This is a genomic window from Bacteroides propionicifaciens DSM 19291 = JCM 14649 (assembly GCF_000375405.1).
GTDB lineage: Bacteria > Bacteroidota > Bacteroidia > Bacteroidales > Bacteroidaceae > Bacteroides_E > Bacteroides_E propionicifaciens.
Map to the genome: position 1 here is coordinate 61,155 of NZ_AQWS01000007.1, position 25,624 is coordinate 86,778.

Here is a 25,624-nt window from a genome sequence, read left to right on the forward strand (position 1 = left end):
AAAAAATAAAAAGCAGTTGGTCTATAAGCCGAGTTCTGTACCTTGCCGAAGCAAAGTGCTTGTCATTTATCTACGCATAATGTCACCATCATGCTCTAGCAGTCTACCCTTCGGCGTCGAGCGAGCAGCCCTCATAATGCCGGTATACATGACCTTGCAACTCCTCAGACGCACAGCGCGTATGTCACCATACTCCTGGTGAGCTCTTACCTCACCTTCTCACCCTTACCTACCGAAATAGGCGGTTATTTTCTTCTGCGTTACTTAACCCTCACGGATTACTTCCCGTTAGGAAGGAAGATGCTCTATGTTGCTCAGACTTTCCTCTTACACCAAAGATGCAAGCGACAAGCCGACCAACTGCTTTCTAATCTACAAAGCTAGTGGTTTTTTGCTAATAAATGGTCTAATGCCTATATTATCTATTGAAAGATTTTACCTCCACTCACTTAGAGCTCATCTAAATTACTATCTTTCTGAGAATCGTCTTATTCGGTTGCTCAATATAACTAATTGTTAGTGTTCCTATCCGATTTGATTCCTAATAGTCGTCTTAATACAGCTCAATTTGTATCCTATTAATAATGAACCTATCTTTGTGACATTATTCACTAATACATTATTAAAAATGCCAAATACGCCAAATTGCCCCAAGTGTCAATCAGCTAACACATATTTTGACGGAATGCTATTTATTTGTCCTGACTGTTTCCATGAATTTACTGAGAAAACTTCAGAGGTAGTCGAAGAGGTAGCAACAAAAGTTATTGATAGTAATGGTACAGAACTGCTCGATGGTGATGAAGTTACTGTCATCAAAGACCTGAAGGTTAAAGGCTCTTCTATGGTTGTGAAACGAGGAACTAGAGTTAAGGGTATCCGACTTTCTTCTGAAGATCCAACGCATATTGAAGGTAAGGTAGATGGTTCATCTATATATCTAATGACTTGTTTCCTGAAAAAGGGGTAAATCATATCTAAATAAAATAAGAGGAGAGATTATGTTAACATAATCTCTCCTTTTGTTTTATTCAACTCTCCAAGTTTAAAGTTGGTTTAACCTTTGTAATTGCTAAAGAAATTGATAAGAGTTCTAACTCCTGTTCCTGTACCACCAATGCCTTTATAGTCGACAGCACTTTCGTAGAATGCTGGTCCTGCAATATCAAGATGGATATAAGGATGTTTAGCAAAGTGCTCTAGAAATTTACCAGCGGTAATGGTTCCAGCAGATCTGCCTCCCACATTTTTCATGTCGGCGATTGATGATTTTAGCAGTTCTTTGTAATCATCCCAAAAAGGAAGTTGTACTAAGCGTTCGTGTACATTAGCACCAGCCTTTACCAAAGCATCAATTTTTGTTTGATCGGCATTTCCCATAACACAAGCAGCTTTGATTCCTGCTACAATTATGGCTGCTCCTGTTAGTGTAGCAGCATCAATGATTAATTCAGGATCAAATTGGTTGGCATAGGAAATAGCATCAGCCAAAATCACTCTACCTTCTGCATCTGTATTTAAGACTTCTACTGTTGTCCCGTCGAACATCTTAATAACATCACCAGGAGTATAAGCATTTTGACCTGGACGATTATCGGTTGCTGGAATGAATCCCATTAAGTGTACATCTAGTTTATTTAGTGCTGCACCATAGATTGCACCCACCATGCAAGCTGCTCCACCCATGTCGCTCTTCATCGAATCCATTGATCCGAGTGTTGGTTTAAGGCTTAGTCCACCTGTATCGTAAACAAGTCCTTTACCTACTAGGGCAATAGGCTTTTTATTGATTGGGTTTGTTGGTTTATATTCGATAACCGTAAAAGTAGGAGGGAGTACAGAGCCCATATTTACAGCAAGGAGTCCGCCCATACCAAGTTTTTCGATCTCTTGCTTTTGCATCACAGTCACTTTGAACTTAGCCTCTAACCCCAGCTTCTTAATCTCTTCTGATAGTTGTTCTGCTGTCAAATAACAAACAGGCTCGTTGACCATATCTCTAGCCCACGAAACGGCTTTGACCGTGTTATTAAGTTGGGTAACCTCGTCTTGTGAAATCTCTCCAAAAACAAGTACCTTATTCAAGGTGTATTCTAAATTCTCTTTGTCTTTAAAGTACTTCAAGAACTGATAGTTCGACAATAAAAAGCCTTCGATGGTAGCTAGTGTAGCTTCTCCATCTCCGATGAAAGTCATTTCGGTCGTTTTCTTGTCGAGTGCTTGACGGATATTGTATCCTGCAACACGCATCTTCTCTAAATCAGTACTCTCTTTTACAAAGAATATATATTGCTTACCTATTTTGCAGTAGTCGTAATCTAAATCTGAATCAAGTAGGCTTTGAGCCATTTCACGATAGTCTGAAGTTATATGTTCTACACCTTTAGAAGATGTAAGGATATAAGTCAAACTTTTTTTATAGTCTATCTCTTTTGATAATTGTAGCATAAGTAAAATCTATTATTAGTTTTGAATATATATATTTAAACAAGCATCCCTTTCTAATGTTTCAATGTTTCACTGCTTTTGTAAAACAAAATGAACTAAATTACTGTTAAAGTACCAATTATAGGATTTAATTTTTATTAATTTAACGTTACCTCACTACTTATCCTATATTTGATTATTACACTAAAACGGAACGATATGAAACATTCACTATTAGCCCTACTCTTTATGGTTGCGCCAATTTGCGTGTATGGGCAATATAATAATTACGATTTGAATAGTTATATCAATCCTGACTTCAAACGTAAATCATTGGATATTAATTTCAACTCCTCGGGTGATTTTGAGAAGAACAATCAGCTGAATAACAATAAGCTCAATGGTAATATGGCTTTTACCTACAATAATATAATAAGTAGTCGAAAGCTCCAAGAAAATATGAGTTTAGGGGTTTCTGGGTTGATATCAAACAATAAGAGTCAAAAGGAATTTTTTGACAAGTTGAGAAATAATATTGCTCAGCTAGATTTCAATCAAAAGGCACATTACTACTTCACAGCGAAGCACTTCTATGAGATCTCTCCTCGTGCTCAAGTGAAATATCAGTATGACAAGGCAACTTCCAACTCGTCCAAAGTGATTAATGCTCGTACGAACTCGTTTCGCACTGAGGTTGAAGTTGACTTAGGTTATGGTTTTGGGCGTATTGAGAATGTGACCGATGCTAGGCAAGCCATTTATATTCTTGAAGACTTGCAAGCTAAAGGCGTACTAAAGAAAACGTTGACCACCAATGAGATCAATGAACTTGCGCATCAGATGTCTATAATTAAGAATAAACGTCAGTTCGATGCTCGTGAAAAAGCAATTGACGAACTTACCTTTGTAAATAATTATCTAATTTCAGAAAACTATATTGACTCGGTAAATACTGCTGATTATTTCTTCTCGCTCAATGACCTTTGGGGTAATGGAGATAATGTAATGCGTGAAGCTGGCCATCGTTTTAAATTTGGTTTGGCTCCAACTTATATTTATCAAGGAGTTTCAAATAAGAATATTGAATTGGACGATGCACAAAATCAGTCGCATATCAATAAGAAAAACATAGATACCAAATGGGGTGGTACACTCTACATTGATTACGCCAAAGAGAAGCCTATCAACTTAAGGTTCCAGCGGTCATTTAACATTGGTGTTCGTAATGGCCTTTACAGGTGGCGTACACGTAAATCAAATGAGTTTCTGATGCATGCCTATACCAGATTGGCTTACGGATATTTCTTGGATACTCGTACCTATATTGAGGGGGCTTTTAATCAACATTTCTATTGGAATCATACTCCAGAAAGCCGTGTTGTACGTAAGTTAAATACCTTGTCTTCTGATTCATCATTAGATATAAAGGGCTATTATTTCCTTTCGGGTCAACTGAAAATGTTTGCTAGTTGCTCTTTGCTATATAGTTATTATAGAGAGATCGAGCCCAATGCTACGAATTATCATAAGTATCCACATACCAAGTTCGAATTTGGTATCCAATACTCTATTTTCTAAATAGTATCTAACTCAGTTATTAATAATAAAATTATTGATTATGACGTTTAATTTAGCACTTCACGGTTGGATGGTTATCAAGCTGATTGTAGGAATGTTTGGGGTTTTGTTTTTCCTTCGAATATCGGGTAAATCACAAATGTCACAAATGACCCCTACAGATGCTGTGAACTCCTTTGTGATCGGAGCAATTGTGGGAGGAATTATATACGCCCCCAATCTGTCTGTCTGGGATATGCTTTTTGCAATAACGGTTTGGACATTGATTAATCTAGTAATTCACTACCTCAGCAAGAAGCAGTTTTTTAATCGAATATTTCATGGCTCCGTTGTCTTTCTAGTTAAAGATGGTGAATTGGATGTTAAGGCTATGGAGAAATGTAAAATAGATATGGAGCAGCTTACGGGTAAACTTCGTGAGCAAAATATTTATAGTTTGCTCGATGTCCAAGATGTTCGTCTTGAGACGGATGGTCAGATTACGGCTTTTGAAAAGAAAGATGTTGTTCTTGGGTTTTTATTAGTGAGCAACGGGAACGTCCTCGAAGAGAATTTGAAAGATGCTGAGCGCGATGAAAAATGGTTACAGGATGAGATGACCAAACTAGGTTACGCCGACATGACTAAACTTTACTGTGTAGAATGGACTCCTGAGCGAGGTTTTTTTGTCGTTGATAAAGATGGTGCAAGCATTGACTTGGCTCCAAAACATGAAATCAAAGAATTAAAGAATGACCCTACGGTTTGAGTATATTAGTGAATCTTCAATCAATAAGGCTCCAGAACTATTAAAATTAGTCTGGAGCCTTGTTATTTGTAATATAGGAGCATTGTTTTATTCAAAAAAGATAACGCTTCTAAAATAAGATGAATTACTCAAATCTTCTTAGCCATTAACGTTTCAATCTCAGAGCTTATTTTGAATGGATTAGTCATCGGGGCAAATCTATCTACAACATTGCCTTTCTTATCAATTAGAAATTTCGTGAAGTTCCATTTAATAGCATTACCCAATAGGCCTTTGCTATTTTCTTTTAGATATTTGTAAAGAGGATCGGCATTCTGGCCATTCACATCAATTTTAGCAAAGGTCTTGAAAGTCGTTTTGTATTTCATCTCACAAAAATCTGCAAGCTCTTCATTTGTGCCTGGTGCTTGTGAGCCAAATTGGTTGCATGGAAAATCAAGGATCTCGAAGCCCAAATCTTTATATTTTAAATACAAATCCTGTAAGTCTTTATATTGTGGTGTAAACCCGCATTTTGTGGCAGTGTTTACAATCAATACTACTTTGCCTTTATATATATCAAGCGGAATATCATTCCCTTGAACATCTTTTACTGTGAAATCGTATATACTCATGTCTCTATTATTTAGTCTTTAGAAACCATATTCATTTTCAGGCTTCTAATGATTATAAAGCTAATCAAATTATTCTTCTTAGATAACCTTTATTCTCTGTTTCATCTAAAAGAGCACTAATGTCTGAGAAGTTAACTCCGAACACTGCACAGACAAATTTAGCATCATTTGTAAATTAAATTTTCTCCTCGGCTATCTTATGGCGTAGGTTATCTGTTTCTTTGTACTTGAATATAGGGGATATGATAACTAATACATTCCCCTGTTCACTAAACTATGTGGAATATCAGAAAATAACTAAACTATGGCTAGAGAATTATTTAAGCGATATATATGGTTGGTAGATACTATTAGCCAAGCTGAGGGGATTGATTATGAAACTATCAATGATAAATGGCTGCGAAGCAGTTTGTCAGATGGGAGTAGTTATCCGAAGAAAACCTTTCAAAATCACAAGAAATCTATTCAGGAAATTTTTGATATCAATATAGAGTGTGATTCCAAAGATGGCTACAAATATTATATCGAAAATATCGATGATTTAAAAGATAGCGGAACTAGAGATTTATTACTAAATGCATTTACCTTAAGTAACTTATTGAGTGAAAGTCGGAACCTTAAAAATAGGATTCATCTAGAAAATATCCCATCAGGACAAAAATACCTCACACCTATTATTGAGGCTATGCATCAAGATTCTTGCATTGAGATGACTTACCAAAGTTATTGGCGTGATTCGGCTGAGACCATTCAAATAGAGCCTTATTTCGTGAAGATTTTCAAACAACGTTGGTATGTGATTGCATATAATCGACAGAAGCAAGCAATGAGAATCTATGCTTTGGATCGCATTAGTAAGCTTAGTGTTTTAGCCGATAAATTCGAATTTCCAACAGACTTCGATCCCGATAAATATTTTCAAGATTGCTACGGCATCATTCACAATGATGAGATAGATGTCTGTACCGTTAAAATTAGAGTTAGCACTACTCAAGCACAATATCTCAGAGATTTGCCACTGCACAACTCACAAGAAGAAGAGGGGAAGGATGGCGATAGGTTTATCTTTAAATACTTTATCAAACCAAGCTTTGACTTTAAGAAAGAATTACTCTCGATCGGTGTTGAAGTAGAGGTCTTGCAACCTGAGTGGTTTAGGAATGAGGTAATGGAAGAGATTAATGAAATGAATAAATATTACAAATAAAAAACATGAGTACTAACAACGATAAAATACAGAATTTCTTATCTAAGCTATCTGTCATTGATTACAAATATAGAGTCTTAGAAGAGGGAGAAGAGCGATTTAATATCTTTACAGCTTTACACAAAGTCAATGATGAAGTTCGATTATTCTCTCGATTTCTTTCTGTATTACTTTCTCCTCAAGGAAGTCATAAGAGGAAGGATCAATTTCTAAAACTTTTCTTGGAAACTTTAGCCATAGAGGATTTCGATACTAAACAGTGTGAAGTGTATCCTACAGAGCAAAATAAATCGGAGTATAAAAACATTGATATTCTGATAATAAATAGAATACGTAAACAAGCTATAATAGTAGAGAATAAAATATGGGCTGGAGATTCTAATGGTTTTGAGTCGGGGCAACTTGAACGTTACTATAATCTTATACATCAAGAAGAGAATATACCCAAAGAGAATATTAAAGTTTTTTATTTATCACCTGATAAGAGAGAGCCTTCTGATGAAAGTTTGGGGGTATATAAAACTCTCGATAATATGAATGGTGCAACCATCGGTTATGGGTCAGAGATTTTGACTTGGTTAAATCTCTGCTTGAAAGAGTGTATTAGTACTCCATTTTTAAGGGAAAGTATTTTACAATTTATAGAACTAATAGAAGATATGACAAATAATAATAGTAAAATTGAGGAAAGATTGGAAATCAAAAACCTAATTGGATATTCAGTTGATAATATGAAAAGCGCCAAGCTGCTAACGGATAATTTCAAACATGTAAAATGGCATACTGTTTCGGAGTTTTGGAACGAATTAGCAGACGCTTTAAAATTAAAAGGATATGAAGTTATTTCTCAACCTACAGATAGCGATATAAGTAATACTACTCATTACGAGCCCTATAAGCATGGTTATGAATCGTCTAATGACTATGGTATAGATTTTAAATCTACTAATGGGTTGACATTATACGTTTGGAATGGAACAGGAGATTACTGGTTGTATTGGGGAGTTAAGAAATCAAAAGATGTGGAAGAGAAAATAATTTCTGCCATTAATATAAGTTCAAATTTATTTAAGCATACCGAAACTGATCTATGGAAAGAATTTAATCTCGAAGAGCATGAGAACATATTCTTCCCAGACTTCTCCTATGAAGGAACGTTTAATCTTATAGATAAAGATTACAGGACAAGAATAATTACAGAAAAACTAATTCCAGAAATTGACAACTTTGTGAGTAGTATTCAGACACCCTCTTATAAAGTGTTTTAGTCTTACCTATTTTATCTTAAACTGACTACTCTTTCTATCTTTATACCATTTAAGACTCATTTGAATGGTAAACAACAGAAGAATAACTGAGCAGGCAATCAGTACGGCACTGTGAGCATTTTCAAAAGCTAGTTTTGACTTGTCTTGGATTTCTAAACCTATTTCTCCTCCAACTTCATTGGCATAAACCAAGGCATCGTTGATCGAGTGGTAAACCTCTTTAGGAATCATCTTGCGTGCAACACTATCGAAAATCAGCGTTCTTGAGAAAACTTGTGAAAGCATAACTCCAAAGAAGGTAACTCCAAGACCAACACCCATTTCGTAGGCTATTGATTCCATCGAACCTGCTGCTCCAGCATTTTCGTCGTCTGCTCCCGACATAATCGAAAACGATGCAGCTAGCATAATGATACCTAGACCAAAACCTGCCATAAGCAGCCAAAACAACAGTGCAGCCGTGAGTTGAGCAAAGCCCATTTGGCTCATGACAAAGAACGAGACTGTCGAAATAGCTAAACCACTTACTATGATTTGCAGAATCCCAATTCTTCGCAGATAAGCTCCTAGTGCTCCCGAAAGAGCAAAAGCAAAGAAGAATGGTGCAATATATAGTGCAGTTTTTGTAGGTGACACCTCGTGTACCAATTGCAATTCTTGCGAAAGTAAAAGTTCGAATCCCGAACATATAGTCATGGGGATAAAAGTAAACAACATACCATATTTTACACGTGGCTTCTTCATCAATGTCCAATCGACTATACTATCGGATTTGCCCTTTTGAAGTTTGTAAAACAGATAGAGCAAGATAAGCCCAGCAGCTCCCGAAATGATCCCAAAACTCAGAGATTCGTCAAGTTTTGGGATGGTCTTAATACTATAAACTACCATAATAATCGCTACAATAAGTAGTATAGCATATTTCAACACCCATTTCTTAGTGGGGTCAGAAATGCTTTTGGGCAGTGCGAAAGCTACGAAGGGTAGTGCTAAAAGCAAAATTGGGATATTAATAAAGAAGATAGCTCTCCACGAAAAATAGTCAATAAGAAGACCTCCAAATAATGGGCCTATTGCAGCACCTCCGTTGGCAAAGATAACCCAAATCCCTAGTGCAATACCTCGTTGACGTTCGCTTTGGAAGGTTTGGCGTATTATAGCCAGCGTTGTGGGCATAATCATCGCTCCACCTGTAGCTAAAAGAATACGTGCAAAAATTAGGTGCATAGGGTGTTCAGAAAAACCTGCAGCTAGCGAAGCAATTGCAAAAATGAGTACGCCCGATAGCAATAACCTATGGTGCCCGATTTTATCACCCAATACTCCCATTGGAATAAGCAAACCTGCCATAAACAACGAATAAATATCAAGCATCCAAAGCACCTGTGTTCCACTCGCTTTGAGGTCGAGTGTAAGCGGAGGAATAGCCATATGCAAAACAGTAGAGTCAATTACTACGGGTACAAAACAGGTAATTAAAACAGCTAGGATAAACCATGGATTATTTAGAAACTTAGATCGGACTGACATTATAAGTTATTTTTTAGATTCAACATACTATTAGTCTATGCTAACATAGACTGGACGTGTTGCAAGATAACCTTTAATTGAATGCTGAAATTTGACAAAAGTCAAAAAGAGCTAGTGGTTTCCTTCTTGGTAGTAGGTCGGAGGGTACAAGTGAGTAAGTCATTTTATATTCACCCGTAGGAGTTTTGAAGAATAAATACTGTTAGAATGTAACCTCAATCCAACTATTATTATCAAAACAATCATAAATTGGGCAGAATACTTTGTTTATGATAATATTATTAATAGATTGCAATTCAGATTTAGAAATATAATGATTCAAAGAATACAAAATACGAATTGGTGGTGGAACTTACAATGTCAATATTGTGAGCGGAACTACCTGTGCTTATTTTAAAATGTAAATACTAATAAAATAAAATATACAAGGTCTATCGTACTCACGATAGGCCTTTTTTTATGCTTAAAAACGAACAGAGATGAAAAACTATGCAGTAGATTCAAGAGGATATTATGGTGATTTTGGTGGAGCTTATGTCCCCGAAGTGCTATACGAAAACATTAAAGAGCTTCAAGATAATTATTTGCGGATTATAGAGAGTGAGCCTTTTCAGTTGGCTTACCGCAAGCTTTTGCAGGATTATGTGGGCAGACCCTCACCACTTTATTTGGCCAAGAGGCTATCTGAAAAATACGGTTGCAAGGTATATCTCAAGCGTGAAGACCTCAACCATACAGGAGCTCACAAAATCAATAATACTATTGGGCAGATTCTTTTAGCACGTGAGCTAGGTAAAACTCGTATTATTGCTGAAACTGGTGCTGGTCAGCATGGTGTAGCTACGGCTACGGTTTGTGCTTTGATGGGTATGGAGTGTTTGGTTTATATGGGTGCCCTCGATGTAGAACGTCAGCGAGTGAATGTCGAAAAAATGCAGATGTTAGGAGCTACCGTAATCCCCGTAACTAGTGGCAATCAAACGCTCAAAGATGCAACCAATGAAGCCATAAGAGACTGGTGTTCACATCCTCAAGATACCTACTACATTATAGGTTCAACCGTAGGTCCTCATCCGTATCCCGATATGGTTGCTCGTTTGCAATCCATTATTAGTGAGGAGGCTAAGCGTCAATTATTGGAACACGAAGGTGTTGAGCTTCCCGATTACGTGATTGCTTGTGTAGGAGGGGGAAGTAATGCAGCAGGTATGATTTATCACTACTTAGACCACGAATCAGTACATGTCATTTTGGCGGAAGCCGCAGGGCTTGGTGTCGATACAGGTCAAACAGCTGCCACTATCCACTCGGGTAAATTGGGGATAATTCATGGCAGTAAAACGCTACTTATGCAAGATGAAGATGGACAAATAATAGAGCCCTATTCCATTTCGGCAGGTTTAGATTATCCAGGGATTGGACCACTTCATGCACATCTGGCCAAGGTTGGACGTTCGGAGGTTTTTGCTGTTACTGACGATCAGGCTATAGATGCTGCTTTTGAACTCACAGAGCTCGAGGGGATTATTCCAGCAATTGAGTCGGCACATGCTTTGGCTATTTTAAAAACAAAGAAATTCGCTCCTGATGACATCCTAGTCCTCTGTCTTTCGGGTCGTGGAGATAAAGACATTGAGACCTATCTGCAACTAAAAAACAAGAGATCATGAGAATACAGACAAAAGTAACACGCTTATTATCCGATTTGGAAACCCCTATAACCCTTTACCTGAAGATTAGAGATCTCTATGTTAGTTCGGCTCTATTGGAAAGTTCCGACTATAACTCGAGAGAAAACAGTTATTCTTTTATTGGGATTGAACCCGTTGCTAGTTACAAACTTCAGAACGGAAGAGCCGAAATTCTTCGAGGTCAAGATTCAGTGGTAGAGGAGATCTACGATTATGCCAAGACCAACTCGCTAGGAATACCCTTCTTGGACAGTTTTCAAGCGTTCCTAGATAGTTTTAAAATGGAAGGAGAGCAGCCCGAAAACAATGGACTCTTTGGCTATACCTCGCATGAGGCAATCCGCTATTTTAATCTATCTGGCGACTTTATTAGTCCTGACGATAATCAACCTCAAATCCCTGAGCTATACTATATCTTTTACCGTTTTGTTATTGTAATAAATCACCTAACCAATGAGCTGAGTATTATCGAAAATCAAGTCGAAGATACACCCAGTCGGACAGATCAATTAATCAACCAATTGGTCAATCAAGATATAATCAACTATCCATTTTCATCTGTTGGCTATGAGACCTCGGCGCTTACTGACCAAGAGCATGCGCAAATGGTGTCAGAGGGGATTGCACTTTGTAAGTCATCAGAGTTAGATCAGATTGTCTTATCTCGTAGCTTTTATCAGAATTTCCAAGGCGATGAATTCAATGTTTATCGTGCTTTACGTTCTATAAATCCTTCACCTTATCTTTTCTATTTCGACTTTGGTGCTTTCCGTATCTTTGGCTCTTCACCCGAAACACATTGTCGGATTACTAATGGACGAGCCGTGATTGACCCTATTGCAGGAACCTACCGCAGAACAGGTGATGAAAAACAGGATAACGAACTAGCTAAGCGTTTGCTTTCCGACCCCAAGGAACTAGAGGAGCATGATATGTTGGTGGAGTATGCTGAAGATGATTTAAAGAAAAACTGCTCCGACGTCAAAGTAGAGTTTTACAAAAATGTTCAGTTCTACTCACATGTTATCCATTTGGTTTCTAGGGTGAGTGGTGCTGTAAACTCTGAGGTTTCTGGTCTTAAAATATTCACCGACACCTTTCCTGCAGGAACCTTAGTGGGAAGCCCTAAAGTCAATGCATTAGATTATATCTCAAAACTCGAGACTCAGCAAAGAGGTTTTTATGGTGGATGTATTGGTTCGATTGGCTTTAATGGGAATATAAATCAAGCCATCACTATTCGAACGTTTTTGAGCTATAATAATACATTATACTATAGAGCAGGAGGTGGAATTACTGCTCAATCCAATGTCGATGATGAGGTAAACGAAGTGAAAAATAAGCTAGGTGCACTCAAGAAAGCTATTCTTTCTGCTAACGAATTAATTAAGTGAAATTATGAAACTATTATTGACTAAACTTTTTGAAAATCAGCAGTTAGACCGACAAGAAGCTTGTGCTGTGCTACAGGGTATAGGGCAAGATAAATACAATGCGGCACAAATAGCCGCTTTGATCAGTGTCTATATTATGCGTGGAATCAATATCGAAGAATTTTTGGGTTTCAGAGATGCGCTCTATCAGCTGGGTACCGATTTGACTGCTCTAAATGCGTATAAACCTCTAGATATTGTAGGGACGGGTGGAGATGGTAAAAATACATTTAATATCTCTACACTATCTTGCTTTGTCGTCGCTGCTGCTGGTTACAAAGTAGCCAAACATGGTAATTATGGTGCTAGCTCGGTTAGTGGATCCTCTACTGTAATGGAGCAACACGGAGTTAAATTCACTAATAATATTGGTGAATTAGAGCGTTCGCTTGATAAAGCTAACCTCTGTTTTCTTCATGCTCCTATGTTTAACGATGCCCTGAAGGTAGTTGCACCTATTCGAAGAGAGCTAGGAGTACGAACGTTCTTTAATATGCTGGGGCCTTTGGTTAATCCTATACGTAACCAACATGTGCTCTTGGGCGTGTTTAACCTTAAAATGCTACGAATGTATCAGTATATCTACCAAAACACGAACATAGACTTCTCTATAGTTCACTCTATCGATGGATATGATGAGATTTCTCTGACTGATAGCTTTAAGGTGGTAACTAAACTAGGGGAGCAGCTTTGTACTCCTAATCAACTTGGCTTTGAGCAATTAAATCAAACTTCAATATATGGTGGAGAAACTGTAGAACAAGCAGCAGCTATTTTTTCGGATGTCATACATAACCGTGCTACTTCGGCACAGAAAAATGTGGTGATTGCCAACGCAGGTTTTGCAATCCAGTTGGTAGATAAGCAAAAAACTATTGAAGAGTGCATTGGCTTGGCTCGAGAAACTATTGAGAGTGGTAAGTTGAAAGAGACGTATCGTCTATTTCTAGAACTAAACAGTTGAGATTATGAGTAATATATTAGACGAAATAATAGCAAAGAAGCGTGTAGAGGTTGCGAGTAGACAAAAAGAGGTTTCTTACGGTGAGCTAGAAAAGTTGGTTGACCCCATGCATAGAGGTTATTTTAAGGAGGCTTTGGAAAACTCTACTACTGGAATTATTGCAGAATTTAAAAGGCGGTCACCATCTCGTGATTGGATATTCAAGGAGGCTAAAGTTGAAGAGGTCATACCTCAATATGTTGAGGGTGGGGCAGCGGCAATTTCAGTATTGACCGATTATCCATTTTTTGGAGGAACACTTGCCGACTTCAAACAAGCAAGAGCTTTAACTAGTACCCCTTTGTTGCGTAAAGACTTTATGGTATCAGCCTATCAGATTCTTGAAGCTAAGGTACTTCAAGCCGATGCCGTGCTATTAATTGCTGCAGCATTGACCAAACAAGAGACTCTTACACTGGCAGAGCTAGCCAAATCATGCGAATTAGATACCTTGCTCGAAGTACACAACAAGGCAGAGCTTGACCACCTGAACCAATATATTGATGTGGTAGGGGTTAATAACAGAGACTTAAAATGCTTTGTAACTGATGTTGGAATCTCAGTGAACCTAGCCGATGCAATACCTCGCGAATTCCTGAAAATATCCGAGAGTGGACTCTCATCGGCTGGAACCCTAAAGGAGTTACGCGCCTTGGGATATCGAGGCTTTCTGATGGGAGAGAGCTTTATGGGAACTTCTGATCCAGGTTTAGCACTAACCAATTTAATTAAAGAACTATGTTGAAAGTTAAGGTTTGTGGAATGAAGTATGCTGACAATATAGAAGCGTTATCTCATTTGCAGGTAGACTATCTTGGGTTTATCTGCTATCCTAAATCACCGCGATATATTGATTTAAATAACGAAGTTCTAGCTCAAAACATGTCAAAGATAAACTCTTCAATCCAACGTGTTGGTGTATTTGTTAATACGAGCTTAGAAGATATTAAAGCGTCTGTTGAGCAGTATCATTTCGACTTGGTTCAGTTGCATGGGGGTGAATCACCTAGTTTCTGTAAGCAAGTTCAAAGCTTTATACCTGTGATAAAAGCTTTTAGTTTAGAAAGCAAAGAAGACTTGAAGTCAATAGCCGATTACGAGCGAGCTTGTAGTTATTTTTTATTTGATACAAAGACTACAGCTTACGGAGGATCGGGACGCAAGTTTAATTGGGATTTACTCGAAGCTTACAACGGCACTACACCTTTCCTACTTAGTGGTGGTATTGGTATCGGCGATGCTTACCGAATAAAAGAACTCAAGCATCCACTTTTGCTAGGGGTTGACCTGAATAGTCGGTTCGAAATCGAGCTTGGGCTCAAAAATATTAATCAATTAGAAACCTTTATAAAACAACTCAACGATGAATCGAATTAATATACTTTTTAGAAATAAGAAAAGCGATATCTTGTCTGTATACTTTACAGCTGGTTATCCAAAACCGGAATCTACTTTGCCTACCATTAAAGCTTTGGAGGCTGGGGGTGTTGATCTACTCGAAATTGGTATTCCTTTTTCAGACCCTATGGCCGATGGCCCCACTATTCAGCAGAGTAGCAAAATAGCACTCGATCAAGGCATGAGCTTGAAACTGCTATTCTCACAACTCAAAGATGTTCGAAAGGAGGTTTCAATTCCGTTAATCCTCATGGGTTATCTTAATCCAATCTTGCAATTTGGTTTTGAATCGTTTTGCGAGCATTGTCAGTCGGTTGGTATTGATGGTGTAATTATCCCTGACCTACCGTTCAACGAATATATTGAAGATTATAAGCTGGTTGCTGAGAAGTATAATATAAAGATTATTATGCTCATTACCCCTGCAACTTCGGAGTCACGGATTCGTCTGATCGACCAGAATACCGATGGGTTTATCTATGTGGTTTCTTCAACAGCTGTAACAGGTTCTCAAGATAAGTTTGGTGATCCCCTGCAAGACTACTTCAAGCGTGTAGATGCTATGGGTTTAAAGAATCCTAGACTGATTGGTTTTGGTATTTCAAATGCTCAGACACGAGAGGCCGCAAATCGTAATGCCCAAGGTGTCATTGTAGGTAGCAAGTTTATTCAGCTTCTGGGGCAAGAAGCCTCACCAGAAAAAGCTGTTTGTCGTTTGAAGCAGGATTTAGGAGTTTAATAAATTGATCTTATTTGCTAGTCGCGTTTTTGGCAAACTTACGGCGGATTCTGCTGAGTGTCTCTTGAGAAATAGCCAAGTACGAAGCGATTTGTCCCAGAGGAACACGCTGAAAGATATCAGGTGAACTGCTCAGAAGTTTTTCATAACGCTGGAGGGCTGTTTGGGTTTGAAGTGAGGCAACACGCTCTTCAAATTCCATACAGTACTCTTCGGATAGTTTTCGGCCAATGGTATTCATCTCTTCCGATTCCTTATATAGCTGATTGAAATCAGTATCTTTAACATAATAGATAGAAGAGTCTTCGAGGAGTTGAATGTTTTCGAATGATCGTATCTTGAAGAAGAAGGCCGAGCTAAAAGCTACTTGATTCTCTTTGCAGAACCAAGTCGTAACTTCTTTTCCTTCACGTTCGTAGTAGAAACGCATGATGCCCTTCTCGAGGATATACAAACCAGTCGTGAGTTGTCCTTTGAGGAGTAAATGTGCCCCTTTCGGTTTAGTACAGTGCTGAATTAACGGTAAAAGTAGCTTTTCTGTCTCAGTACTAATTGTTCCGTATTTTCTTAAGTTATCTATGAAAAAGTGGGGCATAGCTTATCTGCTTCTAGTTTAATGAACTCAAAAATACGACTTAATCTGATTAAAGCGAAGTAGATTAAGTCAAATCATTTGTCTCTCATTGCTTATGGATATAAAAAGAAGCCGTGTTCAATAATCACTTATTAAACACGGCTGTAAAAGTAATACCCGTATAATGTAATATGTAGATATTCAGAGGTTAAAAACAGTTTATTATATTGAATCGTAAATGTGGGTATTACATCAAAGCAAATCATCTAACTTAAGCCAGTGCAAACTATTAAGAAAATCAATAGTATCTCTGTCTTTAACCTATCTGCTAATTTATATAAAATAAATATATTTTTTGTACTATCTAGCCTCTAGTTTTTATGTTTAATAACACGCTCAGGCATAAATAATAAGCCACCAAAGCTTAATTTCCTTGGTGGCTTATTAATATGATTATATCTATCGAATTGAAATCCTTAATATTGTTCCGATTCGTTCGGGAAATCTTTGCTCTTTACATCACCAATATAGGCTTGAATTGCTCCAGTCATGACTTCTTCAAGGTTGGCATACCTGCGTAAGAACTTCGGTTTAAAGTCATTATTCATGCCTAACATGTCCTGAATAACCAAAACCTGTCCGTCAACACCACCTCCAGCACCAATACCAATAACAGGGATGTCGAGCTCTCTGCTTACACGCTCGGCTAGTTCGGCAGGGATCTTTTCGAGAACCAAAGCAAAACAGCCAGCTTCTTGAAGTAAGCGAGCATCACGGATTAATTTGTCTGCTTCTGCATCATCTTTAGCACGTAAACCGTAGTTTCCATATTTGTTAATTGATTGAGGCATTAAGCCTAAATGGCCCATCACGGGAATACTAGAGTTAACGATCTTTCTGACAGTCTCGATAATCTCTTCGCCTCCCTCAAGTTTTATAGCATCCACTCCAGTCTCTTTAATCATTCGGATAGCTGAAGCTACTCCTACAGAAGAGTCACCCTGATACGTACCAAATGGCATATCCAAAACAACTAGTGCTCTATTTACAGCACGTGTTACACATTTGCCATGATAAATCATCTCATCAAGTGTTATTGGGAGAGTTGTGCTATAGCCAGCCATGACATTGGCAGCAGAATCACCAACAAGTATAATCTCCATTCCTGAACGATCTACAATGCCTGCGGTAGTGTAGTCGTAAGCAGTAAGCATAGATATTTTTTCACCTGCTTGCTTCATTTCAGCAAGTGTGTGAGTCGTAATCTTTTTTTTGTTATCTGATATATAACCAGCCATAATAAATTAAATTAAATATGAGTCTGCTCTAAGCTAAGAACAGGTAATTCAAAATCATTCTTAAAGTTTAGGTTTATTCTGATACTACTCGACTTAAGATTTCGTGAATAGAAATCAACGAGGGGCTTTCTTATATAAGAAGAAAGCAATAAACATATAGACAATATTGGGAATCCACATAGCTAGTGCTGGAGAAACCATACCAGTTACAGCAAATGTAGCCGAAATGGTTTGGAACAGGATATACGAAAAGCTAAGTGCTAAACCTATTCCTAGATAGAGTCCCATCCCTTTTTTAGACTTTCTCGAAGATAGAGATGCCCCAATGATTGTGAGAATAAATGCAGCAAAAGACATGGCTATTCGCTTATGATATTCAATCTCATATTCTGTGGTGTTACCCAATCCTCTTCTCTTTTGCTTATCTATATAGGTGCTGAGTTCAGGATTAGTCATCATCTGTTGTTGATTCTTGAAGTCTAAGAAGTCGGAAGGCTCCATTGCAATGATTGTATCTAAACGAGCTCCACTGCTGACCTTTTCTTTCAACCCTTCAAATTGACGTAATGAATAATCTTTAATAGTCCACTTATTGACTGCAGTGGTGTCGTAGGTTATAGAGCGAGCAGTCAAGTGAGATACAAGCTTCTTATCTTCGAATTTGTCAAGAATAAAGCGATATCCCGTTTTATTATAATCAGAATAGCGGTCAATATAAGCTATTAATCCATCTTCAACATGTAATTGTATATTGCTCGCTGTAGTAGCTTTTCGCGGTTTGTAGTATATGTTTTCGAACTCCAACCTTGAGGCACTACCTTTAGGAATAACATAGCTACCAAGTATGAATGTTGAGAGTGCAATTACTCCTGCCGATATCATGTAGGGCCGTAGAAATCGTGTAAAACTCATACCCGTCGACAGCATTGCTATGATCTCAGAGTTCTCAGCAAGTTTCGAGGTGAAGAATATAACAGCAATAAATACGAATAAAGCACTAAATAGATTGGCAAAGTAGGGGATGAAGTTCATGTAATAATCAAAAATAATAGCACTCCAAGGGGCATTATTATTCATGAACCTATCCATACGCTCGGTAAAGTCGAATACCACAGCAATAGATATCACAAGTGTTATTGCGAAAAAGTATGTTCCTAGGAATTTCTTAATTATATACCAATCTAAGCGTGATAATAGTCTTTTCATCTTTCTGAGGCTTCTATAATCTTGTTGTAATTCTTTTTACCATCATAGGCTTCCAAGTTGAAAAGTCTCCAGCAATAATATGTTGACGTGCTTCATCAACCAGCCACAGATAGAATGCTAAATTATGAATAGAAGCTATCTGCATAGCTAATAGTTCTTTAGCATGAAAAAGGTGACGAAGATAGGCTTTAGAATATAAAGTATCAACAAAAGAGGCTCCATCGGCTTCGATTGGTGAGAAGTCGAATTCCCACTTCTTGTTTTTCATATTCATAGTGCCATCCTTAGTAAATAACATCCCATTTCTACCGTTACGTGTAGGCATAACGCAGTCAAACATATCAACACCACGTTCGATGGCTTCGAGTATGTTCTCGGGTGTACCAACACCCATAAGGTAGCGTGGCTTGTCAGTTGGAAGAATCTCATTAACAAGTTCAATCATTTCATACATCTTCTCCGCAGGTTCGCCTACAGCTAAGCCACCAATGGCGTTGCCGTCGGCTCCTTTTGATGCAATATATTCTGCTGAAGCTCTGCGTAGGTCTGGATATACACAACCTTGAACTATAGGAAAGAGTGCTTGCTCGTATCCGTACTTGGGTTGAGTTTCGTTAAATTGGGTAAAACAACGATCCAGCCAACGATGCGTTAACTCCATTGATTGTTTTGCATAATCGTAGGTTGCAGTACCAGGAGGACATTCGTCGAAAGCCATTATGATGTCTGCACCAATTGTTCGTTGGATGTCCATCACCTTTTCAGGGGTGAAGAAATGCTTACTTCCATCAATATGTGATCTAAATTCAACACCTTCTTCTGTAATCTTACGTATGCCAGCTAATGAGAAAACCTGAAACCCACCACTATCGGTAAGCATTGGCCCTGTAAAACTATTGAACTTATGCAAACCTCCAGCACGTTCTAAAACCTCTAAACCTGGTCTTAAGTAAAGGTGGTAGGTATTACCCAAAATGATTTGAGCCTTAATGTCATCAAGCAAATCAGTTGCTTGAACTCCTTTAACACTTCCTACTGTACCGACAGGCATGAATATAGGTGTTTGAATTTGACCGTGTGCAGTAGTTAATAGTCCTGCACGCGCATTGCTTTTGGAGTCTGTATATTGTAATTGAAAATCCATTAATTCTGTTTAAGCTATTATTTCTTATCTTCTTTCTCGACAGTAAGTTGGACTGGATTCTTTACTTGCTCATCGGTGAGGGCGATATCAAGTACTTCACGAATCTCACGTACAAAATGGAAAGTTAAGCCTTTAATATAAATATCTTGAATCTCTTCAATATCTTTTTTGTTGTCTTCACTTAAAATAATGTCCTTTATACCTGCACGCTTTGCAGCAAGTATCTTTTCTTTGATACCACCAACTGGCAAGACTCTTCCTCTGAGTGTGATTTCGCCTGTCATCGCTAAATTAGGTTTAATCTTGCGTTGAGTTAAGGCTGAAGCCAGGGAGGTTGCCATCGTGATTCCTGCTGAAGGACCATCTTTAGGGATAGCGCCTTCGGGCACGTGCACGTGGAAGTTCCAATTCTCAAAAACAGACTCGTCAATATTAATATCGGTAGCATGTGTTTTAATGTATTCTAGAGCTAGTACTGCCGACTCTTTCATTACATCACCTAAGTTTCCAGTAAGGGTGAGCTTGCCTCCCTTATCTTTGCTTTTGCTTAAACTTGTTTCTACGAATAAAATTTCACCACCAACAGCTGTCCAAGCAAGTCCTGTAACAACACCAGCATATTCATTACCTTGGTATTTGTCTCTTGAGAAGTAAGGTGCTCCAAGCAACTCTTTTAAGTCTTCTACTTTCACTTCAACTGGCTCAATCTTGTCTTCGGCAGCAAACTTAACTGCCACTTTACGTAAAATCTTACCAATAATCTTCTCTAGGTTACGCACACCGCTTTCTCTGGTATAGCTTTCAACTAAAGCTTCTAGCGTTTTTTTTGGTAGCTTAACATCGCCTTTTTTCATACCTGTGTTGGTAAGCAATTTGGGTAGGAGATGCTTGCGCGCTATTTCTACTTTTTCTTCTGTTATATATCCACTAACCTCAATAAGTTCCATACGGTCTAATAGAGGTTCTGGAATAGCATTGATATTATTAGCTGTAGCTATGAACATCACTTTAGATAAGTCGTAGTCGATATCTAAGTAATTATCATGGAAGGTTGAGTTCTGCTCTGGATCTAAAACCTCAAGCAATGCAGAAGCTGGATCACCCTGATTGGAGGATCCTAATTTATCAATTTCATCAAGAATAAATACAGGATTCGATGAACCTGCTTTAATCAAACTTTTGACGATACGTCCAGGCATTGCACCAATATAGGTACGACGGTGACCTCTAATTTCAGATTCGTCGTGAACCCCACCTAAAGACATACGGATGTATTTTCTTTTTAAGGCATCAGCAATTGAGCGTCCTAGTGAAGTTTTACCAACCCCAGGAGGGCCATAAAGACAGATAATTGGCGACTTCATATCTTGTTTTAGCTTAAGCACTGCAAGATGTTCGAGAATTCGCTCCTTAACTTTGTCTAGGCCATAGTGATCTCTGTTAAGGATTTTCTCTGCACTAGGTAGGTTATGGTTGTCTTTGGTAAACTCATTCCAAGGTAGGCTTAGCATGGTTTGAACATAGTTCATCTGGATACTAAAGTCGGGAGATTGTGTGTTAGTACGTTCTAATTTATCGACCTCTTTATTAAAGATTTCGTATACCTCATCACTCCACATTTTTTGCTCGCCTTTCTCGCGTAGCTCTTCAATTTCTTCTTCCTGGCTGTTGCTGCCAAGTTCATTCTGAATGGCTTTTATTTGTTGTTGCAGGAAATACTCTTTTTGTTGCTGATCAATATCTTCACGAGTTCTCATCTGAATTGAAGCTTTGATATCTGCAAGTTGTACTTCTCTGTTTAGGATACGTAGTAATTTGTTGGCACGCTCACGAAGAGAGTCTATCTGTAATAGCTGCATTTTCTCTTCCATAGGGAAAGGCAAATTAGTACAGATAAAGTTGATTAAAAACATCTGGTTGTTGATGTTCTTAATACCAAAAGCAGACTCAGGATTCATCGTGTCTGCAGTTCTTATATAACGGATTGTTAAATCCTTGCAAGTTTCAACCAATGCAATGTCTTCTTCGTTTTCTTTATCCAAAAGCACCTCATTCAATAGAGTAACTTCTCCCTTCAAATAAGGAGTCTCTTCAGTAATCGAATTTAATGTCATTCTGCGTACGCCTTGAAGAATTACCGTTACGGTTTGGTCGGGCATTTCAAGTGTACGAACGATTTTAGCAATGCAGCCAGTTTCGTATAGATCTTCAAACTTAGGTTGATCTGTTTGTGCTTTTTTCTGGCAAGCAACAGCAATATAGCCCTGATTTTGTTCAGCGTCTTTTACAAGTCGAAGTGAGGATGCTCTCCCTACAGCTACGGGTAAAAACACACCAGGGAACAAAACCATGTTGCGCAATGGTAATACGGGAATCGCTTGCTCGATTTCAATATCCATCATTTGCTCTTCACTTCCTTCGAAGTCGGCAATTAACGATAAGGTATTGCTTCCAGCGTCTTCCATCTCTTTCATATATATATTATCCATAATCAGTTCTTTAATTGTTATTATGTCACAATGGCAGACACAAAACGCCTGCAAAGTTAATCTATTCTTTATTAATTGTAATAAGATAAGGTACATATTATAAGCAAATAGGGTGCCAAAGTCTTATTAGTCTTAGTTTAAATACTAATTTTGCAATATTTAATTATTTAGCAAATTTATCATGGCAACTCCTTATTTTAGGTTTAAGCAATTTACTGTTTGGCACGATCGATGTGCAATGAAAGTTGGGACTGACGGGGTCTTGCTCGGTGCTATTGCACCTATATATAACAAATCAAATGTGCTTGATGTTGGTACGGGTTCAGGTTTAATTGCCTTAATGCTTGCGCAAAGAAACTCCACAGCTGAAATAACAGCTATCGAACTTGATGCTGATGCTGCCCAGCAGGCAAGAGAAAACTTTGATAAATCTCCATGGGCGACTCGTCTTACGCTTCATAACCTAAACTTTAAATACTTTAATCATCCTGATAAGTTTGATCTTATTGTATCGAATCCACCCTATTTTGTTAACTCTTTGCTTTCGCCTAGTATTGCTAAGAATGCTGCAAGGCATACCGAAGGTCTGAGCTTTACCGATTTGTTGTCAGGTGTTGCCAGGCTCTTGACTGATGAAGGAATAGCATGCTTCATCTTACCTATTGAAGCAAAAGATAATTTTACTGCAATTGCGCAATCTCTAAAACTCAATCTTACACGTTGTATTCAAATTCAAACTAATCTCGGAGGCAAAATAAGAAGAGTGATATTAGAGTTTCAATTTAAGGAGAGCGACCTAGTAGAGGAGGATTTACTAATTGAGATTGAGCGACATAAGTATAGTTCAGCATATATTGAACTTACCAAAGAGTTCTATTTAAATATGTGATAATAATATTTTGTTTAATTATTTCGCTTAAAAACTTTGCAGTAAATAAAATTACTTTTATCTTTGCAACGCTTTAGACAGGCAATTGTCTTTGAGCACGGGGTGTAGCGCAGCCCGGTTAGCGCACCTGCTTTGGGAGCAGGGGGTCCCAGGTTCGAATCCTGGTACCCCGACACAAAAGGAGCTTTAGAATATTCTAAAGCTCCTTTCCTTTTATAATCCTCTATTTACTAAATAGTTCGATTGTCATTCTTTCGTGATCCGTTTTACTCGCCCTTAGCCGCGTGAATTTCGATTTCAATTTTGATTTCGGGCATACCAAGTGCTGAGATATAGCCAATGGTCATTGATGGATAATTACTGCCAAATAAATCGTCCCATAGGGGATAGAAGACATTATCCCAGTCGATCTCTTCTATAGCCCAAATATTCACTTTAGTTACATTGTCGGCATCCAAATCTTGACTTTCTAAAACTGGAGTTCCAGTTTCATATATCTTTTATGACTGCACAATTAGATATCAAGAAAGGGATAAAAAGCTTTTTTAAAGTAGCTTAAAGTTAAACCTTTACGCAACTAAAAGTAAGGCTTTGCAACATTTAACTATTCAAATTCCTAGAATAATGCTTGTAATCAATATATTACTGAATCGCTTTGCGATATTTCGTTGTGTAATTAACTTGATACGAGGCTCAATTGACCAAATAATGCTTAAAATGCAGAGCCATTTTGAATTTAAAAAAGCAATACTAATCACTCATATTTGACTTATTATCCTTATATTTGCATACAACCACTCAATAATAGATGATTAAAGGAATCCCAACTATAGAAACACCCTCTTCTGTAATGTTAAAGATAGCAGAAGCAGTTAAAACGAGAAGATTAGAATTAAATCTTACTCAAAGTGCATTGGCAAAGCGTTCAGATATGTCTTTGTCGAGTTATCGACGTTTTGAAACAATGGGAGATATCTCGTTGAAAAGCTTGGTGCAGATTGCTTTTGCGTTGGATGCTACTGATGACTTTTTAGAGCTGTTTTCTAAAAAGCAATATACAAGTATTGATGATGTGGTAGCATCGTCGAAAGTAGAAACTAGACAAAGAGGTAGCAGAAATGAATGATATCAAAGTTTTAGAAGTAGCCTTGGCAGGGGAGAGAATAGGCAAACTAGCTCTTACACCTGAAAACCTATGCGCATTCGAATATGATGCAAACTATTTGCAAAATGGAGTGTCCATTTCGCCTTATTACTTACCTCTGAAAGCTCAAGTTTTTATAGCAAAGCGTGGCCCATTTGCAGGAAACTTTGGGGTATTTGATGATAGTTTGCCTGATGGTTGGGGGAATCTTATCTTGGATAGATACTTGAAAGAGAAAGGTATCAATCCTTATCAACTAACTATTTTGCAACGCCTTTCACTCATTGGTAAAGCTGGACGTGGAGCATTGGAATATTATCCAGACAATAGTGTTATAGAAGATGCTGACTACTTGGAACTAAACAAAATAGCAGAAGATGCTGAAAAACTTTTAAATTCAGATGAATATACTTCGGGTAGTTTAGAGGCACTTTACAGACATGGTGGCTCTTCGGGTGGAGCAAGGCCAAAAGTGTTTTTGAAAATAGACAATGAAGAGTGGATGGTAAAATTCAAAGCTGGCATCGTCCCAAAGAATGTGGGAGAAATAGAATATAACTATTCAGTGCTAGCTCGCCAATGTGGTTTGATAATGCCTGAAACAAAACTCTTTGAAGGAAAATACTTTGGAGTAAAACGATTTGATAGAGAGAATGGAATTAAGTGTCATGTGATTAGTGCAGCTGGTTTGGTAAATGCTGATTATAGATTGCCTAGCCTCGATTATGAAGGCTTGCTCACTATCTGCCTAAATCTTACTCGTGATATGGAGGAAGTTTATAAAATGTATCGCTTGATGGTTTTCAATGTGTTAATTGGCAACAAAGATGACCATGCCAAGAACTTTTCTTTCATCCTCAAACATAAGGAATGGAAACTTTCTCCTGCTTATGATATTTTACCCAATGAGGGCTTTAATGGTTATCATACTACGACAATTAATGGAAAGGGCAATCCAACTAAAGAGGATATTTTTGCTGTAGCGAAAAAAGTGGGATTGGATGTGAGTAAATGCAAATTGATTTATGAAGAAATTGCTGATAAAATAGTTTGTTTTAAGGACACCCTTTCATAAAGTGTGTAAGTTAAAATGATCGGCTTGGGTAACAACTTTACCTGAGCCGTTGTTTTATAATAAAAAACTTAGACATGTATGAAAACAGAAGATTTAATCCCCGATGAGTTCTTTAAACAGTTCAAAACAGGTGAAGAACTAAACAACTTCCTTAAGTCCATTCAAAAGC

At 37.8% G+C, this 25,624-nt stretch carries 23 protein-coding genes, 1 tRNA gene and 1 other RNA gene; 15 read left to right on the plus strand and 10 right to left on the minus strand.

The window, feature by feature from the left end; all coding sequences use genetic code 11:
• Positions 1-8: 8 nt before the first annotated feature.
• Positions 9-364: RNase P RNA component class A (gene rnpB / locus B091_RS12310), an RNA gene on the minus strand.
• Between the two features lie 264 nt (positions 365-628).
• On the opposite strand from rnpB, the gene B091_RS0103280 reads away from it, so the two are divergent.
• On the plus strand, positions 629-970 hold the full coding sequence (locus B091_RS0103280; RefSeq protein ID WP_018108581.1) for a zinc ribbon domain-containing protein YjdM: 342 nt from the start codon (positions 629-631) through the stop codon (positions 968-970).
• 86 nt (positions 971-1,056) lie between these two features.
• On the opposite strand, the gene B091_RS0103285 is transcribed toward B091_RS0103280, so the two are convergent.
• Positions 1,057-2,448 (minus strand): leucyl aminopeptidase family protein, encoded by a 1,392-nt coding sequence (locus B091_RS0103285; protein WP_018108582.1) that lies wholly within the window; start codon positions 2,446-2,448, stop codon positions 1,057-1,059.
• Positions 2,449-2,646: 198 nt separating this feature from the next.
• Between B091_RS0103285 and B091_RS0103290 the strand changes: the two genes are divergently transcribed.
• Both B091_RS0103290 and B091_RS0103295 read left to right on the plus strand, forming a co-directional pair.
• A complete protein-coding gene (locus tag B091_RS0103290; protein ID WP_018108583.1) occupies positions 2,647-4,005 on the plus strand; it encodes a hypothetical protein in 1,359 nt (452 codons plus the stop codon).
• A 40-nt stretch (positions 4,006-4,045) separates the two neighbouring features.
• Positions 4,046-4,753: a DUF421 domain-containing protein gene (locus B091_RS0103295; RefSeq protein WP_018108584.1), complete on the plus strand. Its 708-nt coding sequence runs from the start codon at positions 4,046-4,048 to the stop codon at positions 4,751-4,753.
• Positions 4,754-4,881: 128 nt separating this feature from the next.
• On the opposite strand, the gene B091_RS0103300 is transcribed toward B091_RS0103295, so the two are convergent.
• Positions 4,882-5,367 carry a glutathione peroxidase gene (locus tag B091_RS0103300; RefSeq protein WP_018108585.1) on the minus strand — a complete coding sequence of 162 codons (486 nt, stop codon included), beginning with the start codon at positions 5,365-5,367 and terminating at the stop codon, positions 4,882-4,884.
• Between the two features lie 304 nt (positions 5,368-5,671).
• Here B091_RS0103300 and B091_RS0103305 point away from each other — a divergent pair, with 304 nt between their 5' ends.
• Positions 5,672-6,574: a helix-turn-helix transcriptional regulator gene (locus B091_RS0103305; RefSeq protein WP_018108586.1), complete on the plus strand. Its 903-nt coding sequence runs from the start codon at positions 5,672-5,674 to the stop codon at positions 6,572-6,574.
• A 5-nt stretch (positions 6,575-6,579) separates the two neighbouring features.
• On the plus strand, positions 6,580-7,842 hold the full coding sequence (locus B091_RS0103310) for a PDDEXK-like family protein (protein ID WP_018108587.1): 1,263 nt from the start codon (positions 6,580-6,582) through the stop codon (positions 7,840-7,842).
• 6 nt (positions 7,843-7,848) lie between these two features.
• Here B091_RS0103310 and B091_RS0103315 read toward each other — a convergent pair whose 3' ends face one another.
• A complete protein-coding gene (locus B091_RS0103315; protein WP_025069411.1) occupies positions 7,849-9,372 on the minus strand; it encodes an MFS transporter in 1,524 nt (507 codons plus the stop codon).
• Positions 9,373-9,851: 479 nt separating this feature from the next.
• Between B091_RS0103315 and trpB the strand changes: the two genes are divergently transcribed.
• From trpB to trpA, 6 genes are read left to right on the plus strand one after another with little or no spacing between them, the layout of a single operon-like run.
• Positions 9,852-11,042, plus strand: a complete 1,191-nt coding sequence (gene trpB, locus B091_RS0103320) for a tryptophan synthase subunit beta (protein WP_018108589.1) — start codon at positions 9,852-9,854, stop codon at positions 11,040-11,042.
• Complete coding sequence (locus B091_RS0103325) at positions 11,039-12,457, plus strand: anthranilate synthase component I family protein (RefSeq protein ID WP_018108590.1); 1,419 nt, start codon at positions 11,039-11,041, stop codon at positions 12,455-12,457. Before trpB ends, B091_RS0103325 begins: the two co-directional genes overlap by 4 nt.
• 4 nt (positions 12,458-12,461) lie before the next feature.
• Complete coding sequence (gene trpD, locus B091_RS0103330) at positions 12,462-13,460, plus strand: anthranilate phosphoribosyltransferase (RefSeq protein WP_018108591.1); 999 nt, start codon at positions 12,462-12,464, stop codon at positions 13,458-13,460.
• Positions 13,461-13,464: 4 nt separating this feature from the next.
• Positions 13,465-14,244: an indole-3-glycerol phosphate synthase TrpC gene (gene trpC / locus B091_RS0103335; RefSeq protein ID WP_018108592.1), complete on the plus strand. Its 780-nt coding sequence runs from the start codon at positions 13,465-13,467 to the stop codon at positions 14,242-14,244.
• On the plus strand, positions 14,238-14,876 hold the full coding sequence (locus B091_RS0103340; protein ID WP_018108593.1) for a phosphoribosylanthranilate isomerase: 639 nt from the start codon (positions 14,238-14,240) through the stop codon (positions 14,874-14,876). Before trpC ends, B091_RS0103340 begins: the two co-directional genes overlap by 7 nt.
• On the plus strand, positions 14,863-15,636 hold the full coding sequence (trpA, locus tag B091_RS0103345) for a tryptophan synthase subunit alpha (RefSeq protein ID WP_018108594.1): 774 nt from the start codon (positions 14,863-14,865) through the stop codon (positions 15,634-15,636). The genes B091_RS0103340 and trpA overlap by 14 nt, the downstream gene beginning before the upstream one ends.
• 10 nt (positions 15,637-15,646) lie before the next feature.
• On the opposite strand, the gene B091_RS0103350 is transcribed toward trpA, so the two are convergent.
• From B091_RS0103350 to lon, 5 genes are all read right to left on the minus strand, one after another.
• Positions 15,647-16,231, minus strand: a complete 585-nt coding sequence (locus tag B091_RS0103350; protein ID WP_018108595.1) for a Crp/Fnr family transcriptional regulator — start codon at positions 16,229-16,231, stop codon at positions 15,647-15,649.
• 455 nt (positions 16,232-16,686) lie between these two features.
• Positions 16,687-17,508: a 3-methyl-2-oxobutanoate hydroxymethyltransferase gene (panB, locus tag B091_RS0103355; RefSeq protein ID WP_018108596.1), complete on the minus strand. Its 822-nt coding sequence runs from the start codon at positions 17,506-17,508 to the stop codon at positions 16,687-16,689.
• A 114-nt stretch (positions 17,509-17,622) separates the two neighbouring features.
• Complete coding sequence (locus B091_RS0103360) at positions 17,623-18,714, minus strand: LptF/LptG family permease (RefSeq protein WP_018108597.1); 1,092 nt, start codon at positions 18,712-18,714, stop codon at positions 17,623-17,625.
• A 13-nt stretch (positions 18,715-18,727) separates the two neighbouring features.
• Positions 18,728-19,858, minus strand: a complete 1,131-nt coding sequence (tgt, locus tag B091_RS0103365; RefSeq protein ID WP_018108598.1) for a tRNA guanosine(34) transglycosylase Tgt — start codon at positions 19,856-19,858, stop codon at positions 18,728-18,730.
• A 17-nt stretch (positions 19,859-19,875) separates the two neighbouring features.
• Positions 19,876-22,347 carry an endopeptidase La gene (gene lon, locus B091_RS0103370; protein ID WP_018108599.1) on the minus strand — a complete coding sequence of 824 codons (2,472 nt, stop codon included), beginning with the start codon at positions 22,345-22,347 and terminating at the stop codon, positions 19,876-19,878.
• 181 nt (positions 22,348-22,528) lie between these two features.
• Between lon and B091_RS0103375 the strand changes: the two genes are divergently transcribed.
• Positions 22,529-23,236 carry a tRNA1(Val) (adenine(37)-N6)-methyltransferase gene (locus tag B091_RS0103375; RefSeq protein WP_018108600.1) on the plus strand — a complete coding sequence of 236 codons (708 nt, stop codon included), beginning with the start codon at positions 22,529-22,531 and terminating at the stop codon, positions 23,234-23,236.
• Positions 23,237-23,334: 98 nt separating this feature from the next.
• Positions 23,335-23,409, plus strand: a tRNA-Pro gene (locus B091_RS0103380).
• A gap of 93 nt (positions 23,410-23,502) precedes the next feature.
• Here the strand turns inward: B091_RS0103380 and B091_RS11680 are convergent.
• Positions 23,503-23,694 (minus strand): hypothetical protein, encoded by a 192-nt coding sequence (locus B091_RS11680; protein WP_018108601.1) that lies wholly within the window; start codon positions 23,692-23,694, stop codon positions 23,503-23,505.
• A 350-nt stretch (positions 23,695-24,044) separates the two neighbouring features.
• Here B091_RS11680 and B091_RS0103390 point away from each other — a divergent pair, with 350 nt between their 5' ends.
• Both B091_RS0103390 and B091_RS0103395 read left to right on the plus strand, forming a co-directional pair.
• Positions 24,045-24,362 carry a helix-turn-helix domain-containing protein gene (locus tag B091_RS0103390; RefSeq protein ID WP_018108602.1) on the plus strand — a complete coding sequence of 106 codons (318 nt, stop codon included), beginning with the start codon at positions 24,045-24,047 and terminating at the stop codon, positions 24,360-24,362.
• Positions 24,355-25,455: a type II toxin-antitoxin system HipA family toxin gene (locus tag B091_RS0103395; RefSeq protein ID WP_018108603.1), complete on the plus strand. Its 1,101-nt coding sequence runs from the start codon at positions 24,355-24,357 to the stop codon at positions 25,453-25,455. Before B091_RS0103390 ends, B091_RS0103395 begins: the two co-directional genes overlap by 8 nt.
• The last annotated feature ends 169 nt before the right edge of the window (positions 25,456-25,624 follow it).

Bases quoted from the DNA above. Each gene is read 5' to 3' on its own strand.
- trpD (WP_018108591.1), top strand. From the start codon at position 12,462: ATGAAACTATTATTGACTAAACTTTTTGAAAATCAGCAGTTAGACCGA.
- B091_RS0103295 (WP_018108584.1), top strand. From the start codon at position 4,046: ATGACGTTTAATTTAGCACTTCACGGTTGGATGGTTATCAAGCTGATT.
- B091_RS0103390 (WP_018108602.1), top strand. From the start codon at position 24,045: ATGATTAAAGGAATCCCAACTATAGAAACACCCTCTTCTGTAATGTTA.
- tgt (WP_018108598.1), bottom strand. From the start codon at position 19,858: ATGGATTTTCAATTACAATATACAGACTCCAAAAGCAATGCGCGTGCA.
- B091_RS0103395 (WP_018108603.1), top strand. From the start codon at position 24,355: ATGAATGATATCAAAGTTTTAGAAGTAGCCTTGGCAGGGGAGAGAATA.
- B091_RS0103325 (WP_018108590.1), top strand. From the start codon at position 11,039: ATGAGAATACAGACAAAAGTAACACGCTTATTATCCGATTTGGAAACC.
- B091_RS0103300 (WP_018108585.1), bottom strand. From the start codon at position 5,367: ATGAGTATATACGATTTCACAGTAAAAGATGTTCAAGGGAATGATATT.
- B091_RS0103285 (WP_018108582.1), bottom strand. From the start codon at position 2,448: ATGCTACAATTATCAAAAGAGATAGACTATAAAAAAAGTTTGACTTAT.
- B091_RS0103310 (WP_018108587.1), top strand. From the start codon at position 6,580: ATGAGTACTAACAACGATAAAATACAGAATTTCTTATCTAAGCTATCT.
- B091_RS0103350 (WP_018108595.1), bottom strand. From the start codon at position 16,231: ATGCCCCACTTTTTCATAGATAACTTAAGAAAATACGGAACAATTAGT.
- trpB (WP_018108589.1), top strand. From the start codon at position 9,852: ATGAAAAACTATGCAGTAGATTCAAGAGGATATTATGGTGATTTTGGT.
- panB (WP_018108596.1), bottom strand. From the start codon at position 17,508: ATGGCTGGTTATATATCAGATAACAAAAAAAAGATTACGACTCACACA.
- trpC (WP_018108592.1), top strand. From the start codon at position 13,465: ATGAGTAATATATTAGACGAAATAATAGCAAAGAAGCGTGTAGAGGTT.
- lon (WP_018108599.1), bottom strand. From the start codon at position 22,347: ATGGATAATATATATATGAAAGAGATGGAAGACGCTGGAAGCAATACC.
- B091_RS0103305 (WP_018108586.1), top strand. From the start codon at position 5,672: ATGGCTAGAGAATTATTTAAGCGATATATATGGTTGGTAGATACTATT.
- B091_RS0103360 (WP_018108597.1), bottom strand. From the start codon at position 18,714: ATGAAAAGACTATTATCACGCTTAGATTGGTATATAATTAAGAAATTC.
- trpA (WP_018108594.1), top strand. From the start codon at position 14,863: ATGAATCGAATTAATATACTTTTTAGAAATAAGAAAAGCGATATCTTG.
- B091_RS0103375 (WP_018108600.1), top strand. From the start codon at position 22,529: ATGGCAACTCCTTATTTTAGGTTTAAGCAATTTACTGTTTGGCACGAT.
- B091_RS0103280 (WP_018108581.1), top strand. From the start codon at position 629: ATGCCAAATACGCCAAATTGCCCCAAGTGTCAATCAGCTAACACATAT.
- B091_RS0103290 (WP_018108583.1), top strand. From the start codon at position 2,647: ATGAAACATTCACTATTAGCCCTACTCTTTATGGTTGCGCCAATTTGC.
- B091_RS0103340 (WP_018108593.1), top strand. From the start codon at position 14,238: ATGTTGAAAGTTAAGGTTTGTGGAATGAAGTATGCTGACAATATAGAA.
- B091_RS0103315 (WP_025069411.1), bottom strand. From the start codon at position 9,372: ATGTCAGTCCGATCTAAGTTTCTAAATAATCCATGGTTTATCCTAGCT.